Origin of the sequence: Konateibacter massiliensis (assembly GCF_900184995.1) — a bacterium.
Taxonomy (GTDB): domain Bacteria; phylum Bacillota; class Clostridia; order Lachnospirales; family Lachnospiraceae; genus Lachnotalea; species Lachnotalea massiliensis.
The window spans coordinates 611,328-630,216 of the sequence record NZ_LT860099.1 but is presented as its reverse complement, the minus strand read 5'-3'; the positions used below and the strand labels follow the sequence as shown (position 1 = coordinate 630,216).

The following is an 18,889-nucleotide window of genomic DNA, read 5'->3' as shown; positions in this document are numbered from 1 at the left end:
TAGTTACAGAATACACAGCAAAAGGAGCTTATAATCAGAATCAAAACAGTTTCAGCAATCTATAAAGTTAAATTTTTAACATATTAACGAATAAAGGAGTGTATTGATTATGAGCAAAAAAACAGTAATTATTGGCGGTGTAGCAGGAGGTGCCTCCGCGGCAGCGCGTCTTCGAAGATTGGATGCAGAGGCAGAGATTATCATATTGGAGAAAGGTGATTACATTTCCTTTGCCAATTGCGGATTGCCTTACTATATTGGGGATGTGATTCAAAACAGAGATGAGCTTCTTCTTCAGACACCGGAAGGAATGAAAAAACGCTTTAACATTGAGGTTCGTGTTCTTTCCGAGGTAACCCAAATTAAGTCGGATAAACAAAGCGTCGTAGTTAAAAACGTTAAAACAGGGGAAGAATATGAGGAGAGCTATGACAATTTAATTGTGGCAACCGGTTCTTCGCCGATTAAACCTCCGCTCGAGGGGATTGATCAGGAAAATATTTTTACTCTATGGACGATACGGGATACAGATAAAATCAAAGCCTTTTTACAGGAAGAGAAACCTCAAAGCGCAGCCGTTATCGGTGGCGGTTTTATCGGGCTTGAAATGGCAGAAAATTTACATCATGCAGGCATTGATGTAACCTTGATTGAAATGCAGAATCAGGTTATGGCACCGGCAGATTTTGAAATCGCACAGCTTTTACATGAAAATATGGAGAAAAACAACGTTTCCCTTGTGTTAGGAGACGGAGTTAAGTCATTTGTGAAAACAAATGACGGCACACAGATTTTGTTGACAAGCGGCAACACGGTTACCGTGGATATGATTATTTTATCTATCGGTGTCAAACCAAACAGCCTTCTGGCAAAGGAAGCAGGACTTGAGCTGAACCAGAGAGGCGGAATTGTTGTCAATGAGTACCTTCAGACCTCCGTTCCCAATATTTATGCGGTTGGTGACGTGATTGAGGTAAAAAATTACGTTTTGAAGGAAAAAACGATGATTCCATTGGCGGGACCTGCCAATAAACAGGGACGTATCGCGGCAGACAACATAGCCGGAGCAAAGAAAAAGTATAACGGCTCCTTGGGAACTGCTGTGGCAAAAGTATTTGATTTAAATGTTGCAACAGTTGGTGTAAATGAAAAAACACTCAAGGCACAGAATAAGATAAAAAATAAAGACTATTATACCGTGCTTATCAATCAGAAGTCCCATGCCGGCTATTACCCGGGAGCAACACCGCTCACACTGAAATTGCTGTTTGAGAAGGATGGAAGGATACTAGGCGCTCAGATTATAGGGCGAAAGGGTGTTGACAAGAGAATTGACACGATTGCCACAACGATGCGTTTAAACGGCACAATCTATGATCTTGCCGAATTGGAGCTTGCCTATGCACCGCCGTTTTCTTCTGCAAAGGATCCTGTCAATATGCTCGGATTTGTGGCAGAAAATGTATTGTTGGGTCACGTTTCCTTTATTGAGTATGACGAAGTGGATGAGCTGATTGCAAACGGTGACAAGGAGACGTTTACAATACTTGATGTAACCGAGGCGATTGAGAGGCAGGCATATGCTGTTCCTGAGTCTTATCATATACCGCTTGGGCAGCTTAGAGACCGTATGGAGGAGCTTGACAAAGATAAGCTGATTATCGTATACTGTGCGGTAGGTATTCGCGCTTATAACGCTGCCAGAATCTTAATGCAGAGCGGTTATTCAAAAGTAACCGTAATGTCAGGTGGAATCACGTTCTACAAATCCATGCACTATGAACATAAGGCATTGGAGGCGAAGAGGCCGGAGATTGCAGCAGCAGAGCTATAAGGTTATGAGTAAGTAGCGTAGCGGATTACGAATATCCGCTTTGACTTTAGATAAAAGGACTTGGTATTATGATAAATTTTACAGAAGCACTAAAAGTGATAGAGGAAAATTCCGGTATTCATTTTCTGAAAGTAGAAGAGATGTATGCAGAGAGCGAGCTCTATATAAAGCCGGAGCATCTGAATATGTTCCAAATCGTAGGAGGCGGCTGCCTCTATAACCTGGCGGATATCACCGCCGGAGTAGCCTACAACAGCCAAAAGGAAAAGGGTGTGACAGCAACCGGTACCATGGACTTTTTAAGGGCGGCGAAGGATACGGAAAAAATCATCTGCAAGGCAACGCTTGTGAAAAAAGGATCAAAGCTTTGTTTTGCAACGACAGAGGTCGAAGACGACAAGGGCAGATTAGTGGCAAGGGGCAGCTTTGTGTTCTGCAACGTTGAACAGAAATAGGATGAAAATGAATAGAGAAGTAAAAACCATCGAAGTGTGAGCATAGCTCACACTTTCTTTTTATTAATTTTAATTTACCTCTGTACAAATTTAGGAATATAGAATAGAATTAGATAATAATAGTTATCATTATCAAAAAAATACAATGCAAGAAGGTGGGCAAATGGATATTAAAATAAAAAAGCGAAACGGCTTATATGAACAGCTCTATGTGGAGAAGACAAAGAAGATGGTAGCATATGCCTGTGAAGGGCTAAAGGGCTGTGACCCGAATGAGCTCGAGATGGATTCCAATCTCCAGTTTCGTGATGGAATGAGCACAAAAGAGATACAGAAGGTTTTAATACAGACCGCGATTGAAAAGGTAATACAGACAACGAAGGACACAAGCGGAAATCTTGTCAAGAAAACGAATATCAACTGGCAGTATGTGGCGGCAAGGCTCTTGATGTCTGACCTTTATAAGGAGGCGGCAATCAACAGAGGCTATGATTATTTTGGCTATGGAGATTTCCCCGAGCTGCTTCATAGGCTGACGAAGGAGGGCTATTACGGGGATTATCTGGAGAAAGAATACAGCGAGCAGGAGTTGAAAGAATTAGGCGAATATATAGAGAAAGACAGGGATTTATTGTTTAACTATGAAGGGCTTAAACTTTTGGCTGATCGATATTTAATCCGCGGCTTTCACAAAGAGGTGCTGGAGCTTCCTCAGGAGAGGTTCATGGTAATTGCGATGCATCTTGCAATACCGGAGGGAGAAAAAAAGCTTTTTTACGCAAAGAAGTTTTACGATATATTGAGTGAGCTGAAGATGACGACTGCGACACCGACACTAGCCGGGTCGGGAACACCTTATCATCAGTTAAGCAGTTGTTTTATCTCGGTTGTGGGTGACAATCTGTGGTCGATTTATGACGTGAATCAGAAGTTTTCAAACGTTTCGAAGCATGGCGGCGCCTTGGGTATCTATCTTGGGAAAATAAGGGCGTTAAACAGTGAGATAAGAGGACATAAGAATGCCTCAGGAGGAATTATTCCATGGATTCGTCTCTACAATGACACTGCGGTTGCGGTGGATCAGCTTGGAAGAAGAAAGGGCGGAGCCTCCATCACGCTTGATATCTGGCATTCGGATTTATATGAATTTTTGGATATTAGGACGAATAACGGTGACGACAGAAGAAAAGCACACGATGTATTTCCGGCAGTGAGCATACCGAATCTTTTTATGGAGCGGTTGGAAGCACGTGGGAGCTGGTCGCTGTTTGATCCATATATGATAAAAAAGGAAATGGGCTTTTATCTGGAAGACTTCTACGACGAAGAGAACGGCAAGGAATTTACAAAACGTTATCTGGAATGTGAGAAAAACGAAGCATTAGAGCGCATCACCGTACCAGCACTGGATATTATGAAAAAAATTATGAAGAGTGCCGTGGAGACGGGAACGCCGTTTATCTTTTTCCGGGATACGGTAAATCAGGCAAACCCGAACAAGCATGCCGGCATGATATATGCATCAAATCTTTGTCACGAGATTGCCCAAAATGTAAGCGAATCTTCCTTTGTTGAGGAGACGATAGAGGAAAAAGACGGTGCTTTCGAGGTGGTGAGACGGCTTAAATCAGGTGATATGGTGACCTGTAACCTAAATTCCGTTAATCTGGGCAGAGTAAACATAGAAGATTTAAAAGAGACTATCCCGCTGCAAATCCGTATGCTGGATAATGTAATTACGCTGAATCAGGCCCCTGTTGCGGAGGCGAAGATTACAGGAGATAAATACCGTGCCATCGGACTTGGAACGAGTGGTTACCACCATTATCTTGTCAATCAGGGTATTCAGTGGGAGAGTGAGGAACATTTTGCGGAGGCGGACAGGCTGTATGAGGAAATCGCCTATCAGTCTATCAAAGCGTCATTGGAGTTAGCAAAGGAAAAAGGTGCTTATCCTGCATTTGAAGGCTCAGAGTGGCAGTCAGGTGAATATTTTGACAGAAGAGGCTATGAGTCGGACAGATGGCATGAATTAAAGGCAGAAGTTCAAAAGTACGGCATAAGAAACGGCTATATCATGGCGGTTGCCCCGACGGGAAGTACCTCAAATATTGCGGGCACAACAGCAGGAATTGACCCGATTTTCAAGAAATTCTTTATTGAAGAGAAGAAAGGCAGCTTTACGCCGAAGGCGGCACCGGATCTTCGTGAGGATAACTTTTGGCTCTACAAGGAAGCTCATACGATTAACCAGCTATATAGCATCAAGGCATGCGGTGTCAGACAACGTCATATTGATCAGGCTCAGTCCTTCAATTTGTATATCACACCACAGATGGACGCGAAGGATGTTTTAAAACTCTATATGGAATGCTGGAAAAATAAGGTTAAGACAATTTATTATATCAGAAACCAGTCACTTGAAATGGACGAATGCACAAGCTGCTCAAGCTAAGTTGGAGGAATGGATAAAATGCAGAAAAAGAAAATTTTTAATGAGGACGGCGTCCGAGGAACGGAGTCGTTAATCAACGGAAATACCACAAACCTAAGAGAATGGAACCGTATCAAGTACGATTGGGCGAATTTATTGTACCGCACGATGTTAAATAATTTCTGGATACCGGAAGAAATCTCCTTGCATGAGGATATCAAACAGTTTCCTCTTTTAACAGACGGGGAAAGAAATGCATTTGATAAAATTATTTCTTTCTTAAACTTCCTCGATTCGGTACAAAGTGAAAACCTGCCGAATCTATCTCGCTATATTACGGCGGCAGAGGTATCTTCGCTGCTTAATATTCAGGCGTTTCAGGAAGAAATTCACGCGCAGAGTTACTCATATATTCTGGATACCGTGACCAATCCGGTGACGCGTGATAAGATTTACGACGAGTGGAGGGAGGATAAAAATCTTTTAAAGCGAAACCGCTATATTGCAAATATTTATCAGCGCTTTAACGAGGAGGCAACCGCAGATAATTTCATCCGTGTTGTTGTCGCAAACTATATACTGGAAGGAATTTATTTTTATTCCGGCTTCAGCTTTTTCTATACGCTGGCAAGACAGGGAAAAATGACAGCGACAAGCACAATTTTTAAATATATCAATCGAGACGAGGTCACCCATCTTGTACTGTTTCAAAATATCATCAAGGAGCTTAAAAACGAGAATCCCGACTTTTTTACGTCGGAGCTTTTGGAGGAAATCCGCGAGATGATGAAAACGGGTGTGGAGCATGAGATTGAATGGGGCCAGTATGTGACAAACAATGAGATTTTAGGTATCAACAATGACCTTATTGAGAAATATATCAAATATTTAGGAAACCAGAGATTAAAGGCGATTGGTCTGGAGGAGCTGTATCCTGAGATTACAGAAAACCCGATGGCTTGGATTGAAGGCTTTTCCAACCTTAACAGCACGAAAACGGACTTTTTTGAGGCTAAGGTGACCAACTATACAAAGGCGGCAGCTTTTAACTTTGATGATTTAGAGTAAAATTTATTAAAGTTCAGCTTTGATTTATTTCATTTTTTGTCTTATAATGAGTAGTGAAACTTTGCGGAAAGGACAAACAAAAATTATGAATAAAAAAGATGTATTCGAGCTGAAAAGCCGTCTGAAGAAAACAGGCTGCACTTTCACTAAGATGTGTGGCTGCTATGTAAACGGAGAAAAAGAGATTGTCTTGAACTTTATGGAGACCTTTTTAAATCTGGAGGACGAAGAATTTTATAAATATTTGGATATCGCCAAAAAGACGCTATCCGGTACGGTTGGAAACAATTTAATTGAGCTTGATTTCCCGGCTGAGGAGGAAGAACAGGGCGGTAAGCAGCAGTTTTTAATGGGGCTTCGAGAGAGCAAATTGAAAAATGAAGGATTGATGGAGACATTTTACCGGCTTATCATTGACAATTACGACTATGCGGGAAACTATCTGATTTTGACATTCCATGATGCCTACGATGTTATGACAAAAACGACCGATAATTCAAAGCTCGATGAGTCGGAAGAGGTTTATGAATACATATTATGCGCTATCTGTCCGGTAACACTTACAAAGCCGGGACTTGGCTATTTGGAAAACGAGAATAAAATCGGACCGAGAAAGCTCGACTGGGTTGTGGGTGTACCGGATTCAGGATTTATTTTTCCGGCGTTTACCGAGAGAAGTACCGATATCCACTCGGTTATGTTTTACACCAAAAATGCGCTCGAGCCACACAAAGAACTGATGGAGTTCGCACTTGGCTGTCCGGTGAAGACGACTGCGACAGAGAAGAAAAATACCTTCCACAATATTATCAAAAATACAATCGGTGATTCGGAAAAAACAAATCAGGTGATCAGTGAGATTCAAGAGAGCCTAAACCAGATTGTGGAGGATGAGGTTGCAGCAGCAAAAGAGGATGAAGAACCGGTGATTTTAACGAAGGAATCTGTTCAGGAAATCCTGTCAGAGAGTGGAGTGCCGGAGGATATTGTAGAAAAAATTCAAGAAACCTACGAGGAGACTTTTCAGGACGAGCTTCCGGCAGTGGAATATTTGCTCGATAAAAAGATACTTGCCGAGAATGAGAAGAACAAGGCAAATAAGGTGCTCGTAGAGCAGATACACGTTTTGCAGGAGAGGCTGGAAGAGACCGTGAAGGCGTCAAAGTCAAATGAAAACGGCTTGTCAGAGGAAATTGACGGTGCAGACTTTCAGGATAGTGCTGATTTTGATATTCTCCTCAAGGTGAAGGACGAAAAGATGAGTCAGATTACCTCACAGGTTATTGACGGCAAGAAATGTATCATCATTCCGATGGAAGAGGATGAGCATGTGAATATCAACGGAGTTGCGGATATTTACTAGGTAATAAAAACAGGACACCCCTTAAAGATACGACAAAGTTTGTATTTTTAAGGGGATTTTTTCAGAATTCACCATTTATTCATTGACTTTTGGTCTCATAATTATTAGTATTATTTATAGTGTAGGATTAAAATGTCAAAAGGAGCAAAGAAGCATATATGTTTGGTTATGTAACCGTGAATAAACCGGAATTAAAAATTAAAGAATATAACCGCTATCATGCTTATTATTGCGGGTTATGTCATACATTAAAGGAGAGGCACGGATTTATCGGGCAGATGACGCTGACCTATGATATGACATTTTTAGTGCTGTTGCTTACTTCACTGTACGAATCGAGCACGAGCTATAGCCAGAAGCATTGTATTGTCCACCCGGTGAAGAAGCATGAGCTTTTGATAAACGAGATAACGGCTTATGCGGCGGATATGAATATCGCTTTGGCTTATCATCATTTTTTGGATGATTGGAGCGATGAAAAGAAGGTAAATGCGTTGGCAGGTGCCGCTGTGTTAAAAAAGAAGTACCTGACAATTGAAAAGCAGTATCCGCGTCAGTGTGAGGTTATCGCCTCCTCCTTAAAGAAGCTTCAGGAATATGAGGCAGCAAATGAGAAAAGCCTCGATTTTGTGAGCGGCTGTTTTGGAACGCTTATGGCGGAGCTTTTTGCCTATAAGCAAGATGTCTGGGAGGAAAATCTTCGAAGACTGGGATTTTTCTTGGGAAAATATATTTATTTGATAGATGCCTATTTTGATTTGGAGGATGATATAAAAAATAAAAGCTATAATCCTCTGATTTTTTATAAGGAGCAGGAGCGTTACGAAGAGTTTTGTTTTGAAATGCTCACGCTGATGATATCTGAAGCCGCAAATGAATTTGAAAAGCTGCCCTGCGTTTTGGACGTGGAAATTCTAAGAAATATTTTATATGGCGGTGTTTGGAGCAAATATAATTCAAAGAAACAAAAGACGGAAAGGACTTAATAAATTATGATAACAGATCCATATCAAGTGCTTGGCGTAAGCCGGAATGCATCTGACGATGAAATAAAGAGAGCTTACAGAGAGATGAGCAGAAAGTATCATCCTGATACGAATACAAACAATCCGCTTGCTGACTTGGCGGAAGAAAAATTTAAGCAGGTGCAGGAAGCGTACCAGCAGATTATGGCAGAGCGGGAGAGAGGCGGTCAGTCCTATGGCTATTCTTCACAGCAAGCAACGTCACAGTCCTATTCAAACGGCGGATACCAGTCATGGCAGGAGGATCCTAAAATGGTAGCTGCTGCCAATTATATCAATTCCAGACATTACAACGAAGCGTTAAATGCCCTTTCGGGTATCAGCAACCGAGGAGGATACTGGCATTATTTTAATGCGCTGGCACATGCCGGTATGGGCAACAATATAGAAGCGTTAAACTATGCACGTCAGGCTGTCAATATAGAGCCAAATAACCGTGAATTCAATGATTTGCTGGGACGCCTTCAGTGGGGCGGACAACGTTACCAGACAACCGGAAACGGCTATGGCTACGGCGGTTCCTCCTGCGGAACCGGAAACCTTTGCTGTGACCTCTGGTGTGCAGATTCATTATGTGAATGTATGGGAGGAGATTTGATTTCATGCATGTAAAAGCAAAACAAGTGGCTTTTTTAGGATTACTTGCGGCACTCGTTGCCCTTCTTATTATATTTGCCTCTGTCATTGAGACGAATACATTATTCCTGCTTGCGGCGGCAGCTTTTATAGTTGGCATTGCAATACGGGAATTCGGACTTCGGTTAGGAGGCGGTTTCTTTGTGGCGTGTATCTTGCTTGGCTTTTTACTGTCACCGAACAAATTATATGTATTGACCTACGCAGGGCTGTCCTTGTATATTGTGTGGGATGAGGCGGCATACCGCCTTTTAGAAAAAATTGACGTAAAGAAGCATAAAAAAACACTGTTTTTTGCGTTAAAGTTTGTTTTCTTTAATCTGCTTTATATTCCGGCATTGTTGCTGTTTCCCCAGCTTTTATTTCCGCAGGGAATAGGAACCAATGTGCTCTTACTGTTTTTGGCGGGAGGGCAGCTTGGCTGGTTTATTTATGATAAGGCATATAGGTATTTTCAGACTGTAATATGGGGAAAGATGCGTGCTAGGATGGGAATGCTGCGAGAATAAGGAGATGTGAGTACATCTCCTATATTAGATTTGATAAATCTATTTATATTAATTTCTCATATAATTTAAACCATTTTAGACCATATTCTTCCAGCCCTAAATCTACGGTATCAATATAATGAAAACTACATTTTTCATATAGTTTTATTGCCGGAAGATTATCTTCAGAAACATCTAATCGCAGCGCCAGCATTCCCTGTTCTTTTCCAAGCGCCTCTGCAAAACATAATAATTCTTTTCCCATTCCCTTATTAAAATAATCAGGATGAATCAGAAACGTATAAATAACAAAGACTTTTTCATAATCTAATTCTTTTTGCCAACGTACCTGATGATATGCATCCTCGGGTTTATGCCTCAGTATAATCGAACCGACGATTTTATTGTCTGTTGTTGCTACATAAAGACTTTTCTCGCTTATCCCTGCAAGGGCATCTGCGCGTGTAGGATAAATCCCTTTTCTCCACCCCGGATAGTTTATATGTTCCGAAAGGTAGTCATTTAAAGTATCATACAAATTTTCCAGTTCATCCATATCAGCAAAAGACGCTAAGCGAACATTTGTTCCCATATTGTTTCTCCAATCTTTTAAAACAGTAAAGTGGTTTCCGGTGTTATCATTTTACAATGTCATCAGTCGATGATTTAACCGCTTTTCGATACAAAATCAATGCTTTTATCGTAAATAAAGCATATAATAGCATAACGCAAAGCCACGGTAACCAATACCACACTTTAACATCTGGCAGGCTGTTTGGGTTTGAACGTTCTTGTACCAACAGTATGAGAAAGCACGGAATATAAAGAATGGTATAGAACAACCATACATCTGCGAGCCGTTTGTAGCGTCCGGCTTTTGAAAGGGCATCAGAAAAAATATCCTCATCGCTATCGTTGCTTATTTTGCGGAAATACTGGGTGCCGGAAGATTTCGTACCTGCGACATGCTTCCACCCGCTGTCCTCAAATAAGGAGCAGTAATCGATGAAATCCTGCTTATCTCGAAAAGTTCTGTAATCTATTTTTATTGTCTTGGCCTCAAGCTCTGTTTTGGCAAAAAGATAAAGGTATCCCATCTTACCACGAAGCTGCCATCCCCGTTTTGCGATTCCCTCAAGCCATTTTTCTTCCTTCTCATAATTAATAAAAAACCTAAACTTTATCATATGAAAACACCTCCATATCAGTAATCTGCTCTGTTATAGCAAGCATATGACGCATCCGTTGGAAATCTGCGTACAAAGTCTTTTTGCCTTCGTCTGAAATAACATATACTTTTCGGCGTGGGTCGTCGCTTGGCAGAGCAGTGATTAACTCCTTTTTCAGCAGATTTTCTATAGCGCCATACAATGTTCCGGCGGCAAGTCGAACCTGTCCGTCACTTAGCGTCTCAACTCTTTGCATAATCGCATATCCGTGTGCCGGCTCAACTAATGACAGAAGAATATAGTAGAGGGTTTCGGTTAAAGGTAAGTTTTTATTTCGATTCATTTTGTCAACTCCTTTGTATACAGTTAAACTATATAGTTGAATTGTATATCGGTCGACTGTATATGTCAAGAGACTATCAAATTACTATTATTTTACAGAAAAATATGCTAAACTTAGAAAGAAAAAAATTGATTATAATAAATAAAAAACAAAGATAGAAGAAGCGAAAAAGAATAGAAAGATTGGTACAAATTATGGAAATTAGAAAAGCAACAGAGAAGGACATCCCGCAAATAATTAAATTATTATATCAGGTTCAGAAAGTTCATTCGGACAAAAGACCGGATTTATTCAAAGCCGGAGGTAAAAAATATTCCGAGGAACAGCTTTTGGAAATATTGGGGGATACGAAGAAACCGATATTTGTGGCGGTAGAAGAAGGGATAGTATTGGGTTATTCATTTTGTATGCTTCTAAGTCAGGACAGCAGTAATTTAACGAATATAAAAACGCTCTATATTGACGATTTATGTGTTAATGAAGAGGCACGAGGGAAAAATATCGGCTCAAAGCTATATCAGTATGTACTGGAATTTGCAAAATCAGAGGGCTGTTACAATGTGACATTAAATGTCTGGACATGCAATGAAGCGGCTATGAAGTTTTATGAGAAATGTGGGATGCAGGTTCAGAAGATGGGGATGGAAACGATTTTATAAATAATTTTTCCATTATATATAGAAAAATATTAATTTATAAGGAGATAATATAATGAATAAGAAGGAACAGCGTTTTATAGTAACACATAGAGAAGGAAGCCAGCTAAAAGATGAAGGTGTGAGGCAGATACTAGTAGACAAAGAAACAGGAGTCAATTATCTTTGGGTAAAAAGTGGTTATGCAGGTGGGATAACACCATTATTAGATGCTGACGGAAAACCTATTATTACGAGTGTGTCGGAATACTAAATTCCAATCTATATGAAATTTATAACAATAAGCAATGAGGAGAATAAACCCATGAAAAAATATATTGCATTATTGCGAGGCATCAATGTTGGTGGTAAAAATAAAATAGCAATGCCGGAGTTAAAAAAGATGTTTGAAGAGAATGGATATCAGGATGTTCTTACTTATATCAATAGTGGTAATGTTATTTTTTCCAGTCATAATGATGATGAAGGAGAGATTAGAAAAAATTGCGAAGCGGCGATAGCGGATAGATTTAATCTAAGCATACTGGTCACAATCATATCGGCTGAGGATTTATCTGCTGCCCTGCGAAATACTCCGACTTGGTGGGATGAAGATACACAATCAAAGCATAACGCAATTTTTGTAATCCCTCCCGCTACTGCATCAGAGATAATAGAGCAGGTTGGCATTGCAAAAGAGGAGTATGAACAAGTTGGCTATTATGGGCAAGTGATTTTTTGGTCTGCACCAATTCAAACGTTCTCCAGAACGAGATGGGCAAAAATCGTGGGCAAATTGGCATATAATAGCGTTACGATAAGAAATGCAAATACTACTAAAAAACTATTGCAACTCTTGGAGGAGTAAAATGAATGGATTTTTGCTGTTAATTCCGCTTATACTGATAAGATATGGGCTTTTAGGGTTGTTAAATAAAGAGGCATTAAAGCGCGCAGCTTTTTTTCCTCCTATGGCAGGGAAAGAAAAGACTGCATTCTGGTTTTATCAAATGTCAAATATACTTCTATTCCTATATCTGTGTTTTATCAAGATAAATATTGATTCCCTGTGGTTTTATCCCGGAGCAGTTGTATATGGTGTTGGAATCCTATTGTGCATCGTGTCCACATCGAATTTTGCCAACCCTGACGAAAACGGAATAAATTCTAACGGACTTTATCATGTATCACGCAATCCTATGTATGTGTCATATTTTATTTATTTCCTAGGGTGCTTTTTCCTTACACAGTCGTTCATCCTGCTTGCGCTAATAATCGTTTTTCAGGTGTCGGCACATTGGATCATCCTTTCGGAAGAACGATGGTGCGTGAAAGAATTCGGTGACGGGTACATAAATTATATGGAAAAAGTGAGACGTTATATTTAGGGGAGACTAAGAAGGAGTTTAGAGAAAAATCCAACAACCATTACAATATTATTTATAAAAAACAGGGAATACCTATAGAAACCAAGGTGTTTCCTGTTTTTTGTTATTTGCCATAAAAACACAAAATTGTCAATATCTCCTTTTTCTAGTACTAAAAAGTTTCTTGACTTTGACTTAACTCCAAGGTGTAGTATTTTTATAGAGCTAGAAAATTGCTTAAACTAATAGAGAAAAGGAGAGGAATAAAATGAAAAAATAGAGAAGCAGATTAACAGATGTTTTAGAAAGAGAGGAGATAGTATGGCAAAAGAATTAATTGTTTATTTTTCCAGAAAAGGGAATAACTATGTAAATGGTTCTATAAAGTCGCTTTCCGTCGGCAATACAAAAGTGGCAGCGCAGATGATACAGGAATTAACCGGAGCGGATATGTTTGAGATTGAGCCGGTGACAGAATATGACGTAGATTATAATAAATGCATCGAGGAGGCAAAAAGAGATAAAAACAGCAATGCCAGACCTGAATTTAAAAATGCGCCGGATAGCATTTCAGAGTATGAGGTTGTCTATATTGGTTATCCCAATTATTGGGGTACCATGCCGATGCATGTATGTACGTTTCTGGAAAAATACGATTTTACAGGAAAGACGATAAAGCCATTTTGTACCCACGAGGGAAGTGGAATGGGAAACAGTGAAAAAGACATTCAAAAGCTTTGTCCTGGCGCCAAAATTGAAAAGGGACTTGCGATACATGGAGGAAGTGTAAGCAAGGAAAAGGGCGCAGTTGAAAAGTGGATATAAAAGTAGATTAGAAAAGGAGATTACCATGAACAATTTTATTTATGACATACCAACAAAGGTATATTTCGGAGAAAACCAATTAGGACATTTAAGCGAAGAGCTGAGCAAGTACGGAAAGCGAGTTTTGCTGACTTATGGAGGAGGCTCAATTAAAAAGACAGGGCTTTATGATAAGGTGGTAGCAGAGATAAAAAAAGCAGGGCTGGAGCTTTTTGAGTTGTCAGGCATTGAGCCGAACCCACGAGTTGCCTCTGTAAATAAGGGGGCTGACATATGCAAAGCGGAGAACATTGACGTGCTTTTGGCAGTTGGCGGAGGCTCCGTAATTGATTGTACCAAATACATCGGCGCGGCAGCATTCTATGACGGTGACGCTTGGGATATTCTCTTGGAAAAGGTACCGGTAGAAAAATGTATTCCGATTATTGATATCCTGACCTTGTCAGCAACAGGCTCGGAGATGGACTGCGGCGGAGTTATTAGCAATCCTGACACACTGGATAAAATTGGCCTTTTGTTTCCGGTTATGCAGCCGAAGGTTTCTTTCTTAGACCCGACACTTACCTATACGGTAAACAAATATCAGACGGCATGTGGTTCAGCGGATATGTTAAACCACATCATGGAAGTTTACTTCAACATGGATCAGGATTTATACATGCTTGATACGGTTATGGAGGGTTTGATGAAAACAATCATCAAATACACACCGATTGCATTGGAGGAACCTGACAACTACGAGGCGAGGGCAAATCTGATGTGGACCTCCTCATGGGCAATCAACGGCTTTATCAACGGCGGAAAAAGGCAGGCTTGGAGCTGTCATCCGATAGAGCATGAGCTGTCTGCAATTTACGATATCACCCATGGGCTGGGTCTTGCAATCCTGACACCAAGATGGCTGACCTATACACTTGATGAAACTACTGTATCGAAGTTTTATCAGTTTGGCTGCAATGTCTTCGGAATTGACCCTAAATTAGAACCTATGGAAGTAGCAAAAAAGAGTATCGAGCTTGTTTATGACTTCTTATTTAAGACCTTAGAGCTGCAAAGTACTTTTACGGAAATTGGAATTGACACTACTAATTTTTCTCATATGGCAAGAAAAGCCTGTCAAGGCGGAGTACTTCCGGGCTTTAAACCTTTAAATCAGCAGGATATTGAAAATATTTTTAAAATGTGTTTATAGTGAAACTGTATTTGCTACCTTATAACGGTTGCCAAAATCCGAAACAGGCTATGATAAAATATAGCTTGCTTTCGGATTTTTACGTTTAATTTTTGAATAAATTTATACGTTTTTTATTAATTATAAAATAAATGGAAAATTATAGTAAATTAATATATAATCTATATATAAATGTTACCTAGAAAAGAAATATTATTGTTGGCAGATTGTATACATTATATATTGCCAATTTACTGGTATTTATCGTTATTGAAATTGAAGGTATTTCAAAAGAGTTGTATTTGAAAATAGCTGAAATAAATAGAATATAGACAAAGGAGTTAACTGATGAAAATTCTGAATGGAATACTAGAAAACTTATTTGACACAGGTATTGAGAACATAACCATTAACCAATGTAGCAATGGGGATGTTAATTCATCTTATATAGCAAGTTATAAAAGTGAAAAATATTTTATTAAAATCCAAGATAAGAAGCATCTTCCCAATTTGTATGAAAATCAAATAGAACGAGAAGTAATAGGTACAACTTTATGTAAAAAGCAGGGTATACCTTGTCCCAAAATTCTAGATTATAATTTGGATGAAAAATTTATTATAACAGAATATATGGATTATGAACTGTTAGGAAGTTTATGGGGATTGTTAGATGTTGGGGAGCAGAAATATGTAAAAGATCAAACCTTGAGAATAATTGAAAAGATGCATCACATTGAATCTAATTATTTTGGAGGAATATGTAAAAGTGGGAAAATAGAACAGTTTAGCCAGTGGACTGATTCTTATAAAAACATTGTAGAAATAGCATTAGGTGACTGCTTACGTTATGAAAGTATAACAGAAAATGAACGTGAAATTATTATAAATAAAGTTAATGAAAATTGTAAAAAATTAAATCAAAAACCACAGTCTAATGCGGTGTTCTCACACCTTGATTTACATTGGAATAATATTTTTATTGATAAAAATACGAAACAGATTGTGGGAGTTTTTGACTTTGGAAGCGCTTTATATACACCACATTATATGGGTTATTTCCGTTTAAATAATGGGTTTCTATATGGAACAGATTATTTTTATCAAAAGGATACCGTTTATCCGATAGAAATAAATGAATATGAATATCAATGTGCAGAAATACTAAATACGTTGGACTATTTTACTTTTCTTTCTTATAAGAAATTAAAATACGAAAGGGAAAAACAAATTTTATTAAAATAGTGTATTACTATATGAAAAAAGTTGAATTTCACTGAGGAATCATGAATGAAAAAACTAATTATTAGAAATGAAACAGAGAATGATTACATTATTCATGAGGATTTTATTCCTGAGTTAGGCTTTGTTGCAGAATTGGACGGACAGGTAATCGGTAATGTTATGTATACAAAATCCAAACTAATTGACGAGGCAGGCAAGATTAAGCAGATACTGACATTTGGCCCAATCAGCATTCTTCCGGAATATCAGAGAAAAGGATACGGCAAAGCCTTGTTGAAACATTCTTTTCAGCGAGTATTGGAACTGGGCTATGATGTAATTGTTATTTTGGGTAATCCAAGTAACCTTTGATGGACTATTTGAAGCAAAGGAGAAAGAGTATAAACCTAGTCAGGAAGAATTCTATATTCATAGTCACTCTGTAATCCAATAAATATGCAGTGCTTTATTTGAATTCAAAATGTGGGGAGAAGAGATTTTGACAGACAAAAAAATTATAATACAATTTACAATGCTGACATTTTGCATAGCCTATCTTGTGTCAGGTTCTTTGATTGTACTTGGACAATTCGGATATTCGGTTCACAATTGGGTTTACTCATTACGGCAATTCGTGATGAATATTCCTTTTGTGATTTATATTTTATCGCCCGCAATTGCTTCCTATATCGTTTTGAAGAAAAATAATAGAATAGCGGATTTTAAGGAATGGTTGAAAACTGTTTTTTACGTCAAAAATAAGATATCTCGCTATTTGTTTGTTGTTACAGGGCTTTCATTGTATTTTTTAATACATATTGCAGTTTCAGGTCACACGGAAATGGCGCTTCCATTTTATGCATTCTTTCTATCCCTGCCCGGTAATCTTATTATCGGTGGTTTGGAGGAAACTGGCTGGATGTATATATTGCAGCCCGGACTTGACAAAAAATATGGCTTTGTTTTATCCGCTATTTTTGCCGGAGTTATTTGGACTTTATGGCATATTCCTCTCTTTTTCATTCCGGGGACGAATCATGGGGATGGACTCATTAACTTTTGGATGTTTGCGGTTCAACTTATGGCATTTCGATTTTTCAACGGGGCAATCTACAAAATATCAGGAAAAGGCTGTGTGTTCATGTGTGTATTATTCCACACCATGTTCAATGCGGCGTCCCCCATTTTTGGCACCATGACGATGACTTGGACGGGAACCATTGCCGCAAATGCCGTGCTTGTTCTTGTTTCAATTGTAACCGTTGTGATATACGACAAAAGAAACGGACGAATAATACAATCATCTTATTGACTCGGATGCGGTAGGAGATAAGCATTTAAAATTATTTTAAAGGGAGGGATTTAAATTATGGCTAAATATGAACGAAGATTTAAGGGGGATTTCAATGAGTTTTTGAATTGGGTCCATAGAGACATTACCAATGGCAGTGCGTCAGTAACTTACGAGGATGGCAGCGATATTAGATTGGAAGATTCCTATGTAGCTGTCCGGGTTTATGAACGATACAGTATGGCTGGCGGTAATCGCGTAAGCATGAACGTAACGATTACAGGCACGGGAAAAGATCTATTTATAAGTGCCATTACTTCAGGGGGCAGCCAAGCAGTTTTATTTAAAATGAATACCCTGGGAGAAGAAACATTTCTTGAATTATGTAAAAACTCTGTAGAAAATTATATTAACTGGTTACAGAGTTAACGAGAAGTATGGAAGAAGAAGTATCAGAAGCACAACAGCAAATTAAATATGTTAAATAAAAACATCAATATGATTTAAACAAGGAGTTATTATGAATAAAACAATAAATGAACCATGGATTAAGCTGAACCACTGCCTTCGCCAAGAAGATTATGATTTGATTCATTCACTTCAATTGCACTGCTCCAATGAAGACCAAATCACGTTAAAGCTGGAGCTTGATTATAAGCTTAGTGATACTGTAAATAGTACTGACAAGGCTGATATTCATGACATTAATGAATTCATGTACTTTTCCGGTGCGCAACTGGTAGGATATATCGGGATATCTGCCTTTGGAGGTGCAGCTTCATCTCTTGAGATTACCGGAATGGTGCATCCGGATTATCGGCGGCAAGGGATTTTTTCAAAATTATTTGAATTGGCAATTGCAGAGGGAAGGCGAAGGGATTCCGGTAATATTCTCCTATTATGTGATAGAAAATCTGCTTCCGGCCAGAAGTTCTTAGCAAAAGTCGGAGCGGTATATAACGTCTCGGAATTTGAGATGTATCTGCATGATGAATCCTTTGAGGTAAGCAAGAAACGGCTGTGTGACATCACCCTTAAAAAGGCTACGAATGCAGATGCTTTTGAAATAGCCAACCAAAATGCGGTTTATTTTGGCGACCGTCTTGAGGAAGAGAATGAGAATATTCTACTCCCGGAAGATGAGGAAAAACGTGGCATGACCATTTATCTTGTAAAAAAGGATGACCAATCCATTGGAAAAGTTCATCTGCAGTTGGTAAATGGGCTTGGAGGAATCTACGGGTTGGGTGTCTTGCCTAAGTACCGTGGAAATGGCTTTGGGCGGGCAATTCTGCTGGAAGCCATAGAAAAATTGAAAGAAATAAATGCGACGGAGATTATGCTTCAAGTTGCCACCGAGAATGCGACAGCCCTCAATTTATACAAGTCCTGCGGATTTCGTGAAACGTCCATAATGGACTATTTTGATTTTCATTATTCAACTAAATAAGAACACTAAATGAGACCGTTCATTTTCAAGCTAATTGAGAATGAGCGGTCTCATTTAGTGTTGGCGTGAGTAGGTTGAGTTTTAATACCATTTTAATATTGGTTTCAACAACTA

21 protein-coding genes and 1 pseudogene are annotated in these 18,889 nt (G+C 39.1%); 19 read left to right on the top strand and 3 right to left on the bottom strand.

The window, feature by feature from the left end; all coding sequences use genetic code 11:
- Positions 1-109 precede the first annotated feature (109 nt).
- From CTY48_RS08720 to CTY48_RS08685, 8 genes are all read left to right on the top strand, one after another.
- Positions 110-1,834, top strand: a complete 1,725-nt coding sequence (locus tag CTY48_RS08720) for a CoA-disulfide reductase (RefSeq protein ID WP_099468116.1) — start codon at positions 110-112, stop codon at positions 1,832-1,834.
- Between the two features lie 68 nt (positions 1,835-1,902).
- On the top strand, positions 1,903-2,289 hold the full coding sequence (locus CTY48_RS08715) for a PaaI family thioesterase (protein ID WP_099468115.1): 387 nt from the start codon (positions 1,903-1,905) through the stop codon (positions 2,287-2,289).
- 163 nt (positions 2,290-2,452) lie between these two features.
- Entirely contained in the window at positions 2,453-4,744 is a 2,292-nt protein-coding gene (locus tag CTY48_RS08710; protein WP_099468114.1) for a ribonucleoside-diphosphate reductase subunit alpha, read from the top strand.
- A gap of 9 nt (positions 4,745-4,753) precedes the next feature.
- Complete coding sequence (locus tag CTY48_RS08705) at positions 4,754-5,791, top strand: ribonucleotide-diphosphate reductase subunit beta (RefSeq protein WP_334293743.1); 1,038 nt, start codon at positions 4,754-4,756, stop codon at positions 5,789-5,791.
- An 85-nt stretch (positions 5,792-5,876) separates the two neighbouring features.
- Positions 5,877-7,154, top strand: a complete 1,278-nt coding sequence (locus tag CTY48_RS08700; RefSeq protein ID WP_099468112.1) for a DUF4317 domain-containing protein — start codon at positions 5,877-5,879, stop codon at positions 7,152-7,154.
- Between the two features lie 158 nt (positions 7,155-7,312).
- Positions 7,313-8,140, top strand: a complete 828-nt coding sequence (locus CTY48_RS08695; RefSeq protein ID WP_099468111.1) for a DUF5685 family protein — start codon at positions 7,313-7,315, stop codon at positions 8,138-8,140.
- Between the two features lie 6 nt (positions 8,141-8,146).
- Positions 8,147-8,791 (top strand): DnaJ domain-containing protein, encoded by a 645-nt coding sequence (locus CTY48_RS08690; protein ID WP_099468110.1) that lies wholly within the window; start codon positions 8,147-8,149, stop codon positions 8,789-8,791.
- Entirely contained in the window at positions 8,782-9,324 is a 543-nt protein-coding gene (locus tag CTY48_RS08685; RefSeq protein WP_099468109.1) for a hypothetical protein, read from the top strand. Before CTY48_RS08690 ends, CTY48_RS08685 begins: the two co-directional genes overlap by 10 nt.
- A gap of 43 nt (positions 9,325-9,367) precedes the next feature.
- On the opposite strand, the gene CTY48_RS08680 is transcribed toward CTY48_RS08685, so the two are convergent.
- From CTY48_RS08680 to CTY48_RS08670, 3 genes are read right to left on the bottom strand one after another with little or no spacing between them, the layout of a single operon-like run.
- The gene (locus tag CTY48_RS08680) at positions 9,368-9,895 is read right to left on the bottom strand and encodes a GNAT family N-acetyltransferase (protein WP_099468108.1); all 528 of its coding nucleotides are present in this window, start codon (positions 9,893-9,895) and stop codon (positions 9,368-9,370) included.
- 46 nt (positions 9,896-9,941) lie between these two features.
- Positions 9,942-10,490, bottom strand: a complete 549-nt coding sequence (locus CTY48_RS08675; protein WP_099468107.1) for a DUF2812 domain-containing protein — start codon at positions 10,488-10,490, stop codon at positions 9,942-9,944.
- Positions 10,477-10,815: a PadR family transcriptional regulator gene (locus tag CTY48_RS08670; RefSeq protein ID WP_099468106.1), complete on the bottom strand. Its 339-nt coding sequence runs from the start codon at positions 10,813-10,815 to the stop codon at positions 10,477-10,479. The genes CTY48_RS08675 and CTY48_RS08670 overlap by 14 nt, the downstream gene beginning before the upstream one ends.
- A 194-nt stretch (positions 10,816-11,009) precedes the next feature.
- On the opposite strand from CTY48_RS08670, the gene CTY48_RS08665 reads away from it, so the two are divergent.
- The 11 genes and pseudogenes from CTY48_RS08665 (at position 11,010) to CTY48_RS08615 (ending at position 18,775) form a co-directional block, all read left to right on the top strand.
- Positions 11,010-11,474 carry a GNAT family N-acetyltransferase gene (locus tag CTY48_RS08665; protein WP_099468105.1) on the top strand — a complete coding sequence of 155 codons (465 nt, stop codon included), beginning with the start codon at positions 11,010-11,012 and terminating at the stop codon, positions 11,472-11,474.
- Between the two features lie 52 nt (positions 11,475-11,526).
- Positions 11,527-11,724 (top strand): DUF6440 family protein, encoded by a 198-nt coding sequence (locus CTY48_RS08660; protein WP_099468104.1) that lies wholly within the window; start codon positions 11,527-11,529, stop codon positions 11,722-11,724.
- 51 nt (positions 11,725-11,775) lie between these two features.
- Positions 11,776-12,318: a DUF1697 domain-containing protein gene (locus CTY48_RS08655; RefSeq protein ID WP_099468103.1), complete on the top strand. Its 543-nt coding sequence runs from the start codon at positions 11,776-11,778 to the stop codon at positions 12,316-12,318.
- Position 12,319: 1 nt separating this feature from the next.
- On the top strand, positions 12,320-12,838 hold the full coding sequence (locus tag CTY48_RS08650) for a methyltransferase family protein (protein ID WP_099468102.1): 519 nt from the start codon (positions 12,320-12,322) through the stop codon (positions 12,836-12,838).
- A gap of 300 nt (positions 12,839-13,138) precedes the next feature.
- Positions 13,139-13,642 carry a flavodoxin gene (locus CTY48_RS08645; protein WP_099468101.1) on the top strand — a complete coding sequence of 168 codons (504 nt, stop codon included), beginning with the start codon at positions 13,139-13,141 and terminating at the stop codon, positions 13,640-13,642.
- A gap of 25 nt (positions 13,643-13,667) precedes the next feature.
- Complete coding sequence (locus tag CTY48_RS08640) at positions 13,668-14,834, top strand: iron-containing alcohol dehydrogenase (protein ID WP_099468100.1); 1,167 nt, start codon at positions 13,668-13,670, stop codon at positions 14,832-14,834.
- A 327-nt stretch (positions 14,835-15,161) separates the two neighbouring features.
- Entirely contained in the window at positions 15,162-16,055 is an 894-nt protein-coding gene (locus CTY48_RS08635; RefSeq protein ID WP_099468099.1) for an aminoglycoside phosphotransferase family protein, read from the top strand.
- Positions 16,056-16,100: 45 nt separating this feature from the next.
- Positions 16,101-16,400: pseudogene (locus CTY48_RS08630) on the top strand (GNAT family N-acetyltransferase); the annotation flags it as partial.
- 133 nt (positions 16,401-16,533) lie between these two features.
- Positions 16,534-17,346: a CPBP family intramembrane glutamic endopeptidase gene (locus tag CTY48_RS08625; RefSeq protein ID WP_099468097.1), complete on the top strand. Its 813-nt coding sequence runs from the start codon at positions 16,534-16,536 to the stop codon at positions 17,344-17,346.
- 57 nt (positions 17,347-17,403) lie between these two features.
- Complete coding sequence (locus CTY48_RS08620) at positions 17,404-17,754, top strand: DUF6054 family protein (RefSeq protein ID WP_099468096.1); 351 nt, start codon at positions 17,404-17,406, stop codon at positions 17,752-17,754.
- A 91-nt stretch (positions 17,755-17,845) separates the two neighbouring features.
- Complete coding sequence (locus CTY48_RS08615; protein WP_099468095.1) at positions 17,846-18,775, top strand: GNAT family N-acetyltransferase; 930 nt, start codon at positions 17,846-17,848, stop codon at positions 18,773-18,775.
- Positions 18,776-18,889 lie beyond the last annotated feature (114 nt).

Bases quoted from the DNA above. Each gene is read 5' to 3' on its own strand.
- CTY48_RS08720 (WP_099468116.1), top strand. From the start codon at position 110: ATGAGCAAAAAAACAGTAATTATTGGCGGTGTAGCAGGAGGTGCCTCC.
- CTY48_RS08715 (WP_099468115.1), top strand. From the start codon at position 1,903: ATGATAAATTTTACAGAAGCACTAAAAGTGATAGAGGAAAATTCCGGT.
- CTY48_RS08710 (WP_099468114.1), top strand. From the start codon at position 2,453: ATGGATATTAAAATAAAAAAGCGAAACGGCTTATATGAACAGCTCTAT.
- CTY48_RS08705 (WP_334293743.1), top strand. From the start codon at position 4,754: ATGGATAAAATGCAGAAAAAGAAAATTTTTAATGAGGACGGCGTCCGA.
- CTY48_RS08700 (WP_099468112.1), top strand. From the start codon at position 5,877: ATGAATAAAAAAGATGTATTCGAGCTGAAAAGCCGTCTGAAGAAAACA.
- CTY48_RS08695 (WP_099468111.1), top strand. From the start codon at position 7,313: ATGTTTGGTTATGTAACCGTGAATAAACCGGAATTAAAAATTAAAGAA.
- CTY48_RS08690 (WP_099468110.1), top strand. From the start codon at position 8,147: ATGATAACAGATCCATATCAAGTGCTTGGCGTAAGCCGGAATGCATCT.
- CTY48_RS08685 (WP_099468109.1), top strand. From the start codon at position 8,782: ATGCATGTAAAAGCAAAACAAGTGGCTTTTTTAGGATTACTTGCGGCA.
- CTY48_RS08680 (WP_099468108.1), bottom strand. From the start codon at position 9,895: ATGGGAACAAATGTTCGCTTAGCGTCTTTTGCTGATATGGATGAACTG.
- CTY48_RS08675 (WP_099468107.1), bottom strand. From the start codon at position 10,490: ATGATAAAGTTTAGGTTTTTTATTAATTATGAGAAGGAAGAAAAATGG.
- CTY48_RS08670 (WP_099468106.1), bottom strand. From the start codon at position 10,815: ATGAATCGAAATAAAAACTTACCTTTAACCGAAACCCTCTACTATATT.
- CTY48_RS08665 (WP_099468105.1), top strand. From the start codon at position 11,010: ATGGAAATTAGAAAAGCAACAGAGAAGGACATCCCGCAAATAATTAAA.
- CTY48_RS08660 (WP_099468104.1), top strand. From the start codon at position 11,527: ATGAATAAGAAGGAACAGCGTTTTATAGTAACACATAGAGAAGGAAGC.
- CTY48_RS08655 (WP_099468103.1), top strand. From the start codon at position 11,776: ATGAAAAAATATATTGCATTATTGCGAGGCATCAATGTTGGTGGTAAA.
- CTY48_RS08650 (WP_099468102.1), top strand. From the start codon at position 12,320: ATGAATGGATTTTTGCTGTTAATTCCGCTTATACTGATAAGATATGGG.
- CTY48_RS08645 (WP_099468101.1), top strand. From the start codon at position 13,139: ATGGCAAAAGAATTAATTGTTTATTTTTCCAGAAAAGGGAATAACTAT.
- CTY48_RS08640 (WP_099468100.1), top strand. From the start codon at position 13,668: ATGAACAATTTTATTTATGACATACCAACAAAGGTATATTTCGGAGAA.
- CTY48_RS08635 (WP_099468099.1), top strand. From the start codon at position 15,162: ATGAAAATTCTGAATGGAATACTAGAAAACTTATTTGACACAGGTATT.
- CTY48_RS08620 (WP_099468096.1), top strand. From the start codon at position 17,404: ATGGCTAAATATGAACGAAGATTTAAGGGGGATTTCAATGAGTTTTTG.
- CTY48_RS08615 (WP_099468095.1), top strand. From the start codon at position 17,846: ATGAATAAAACAATAAATGAACCATGGATTAAGCTGAACCACTGCCTT.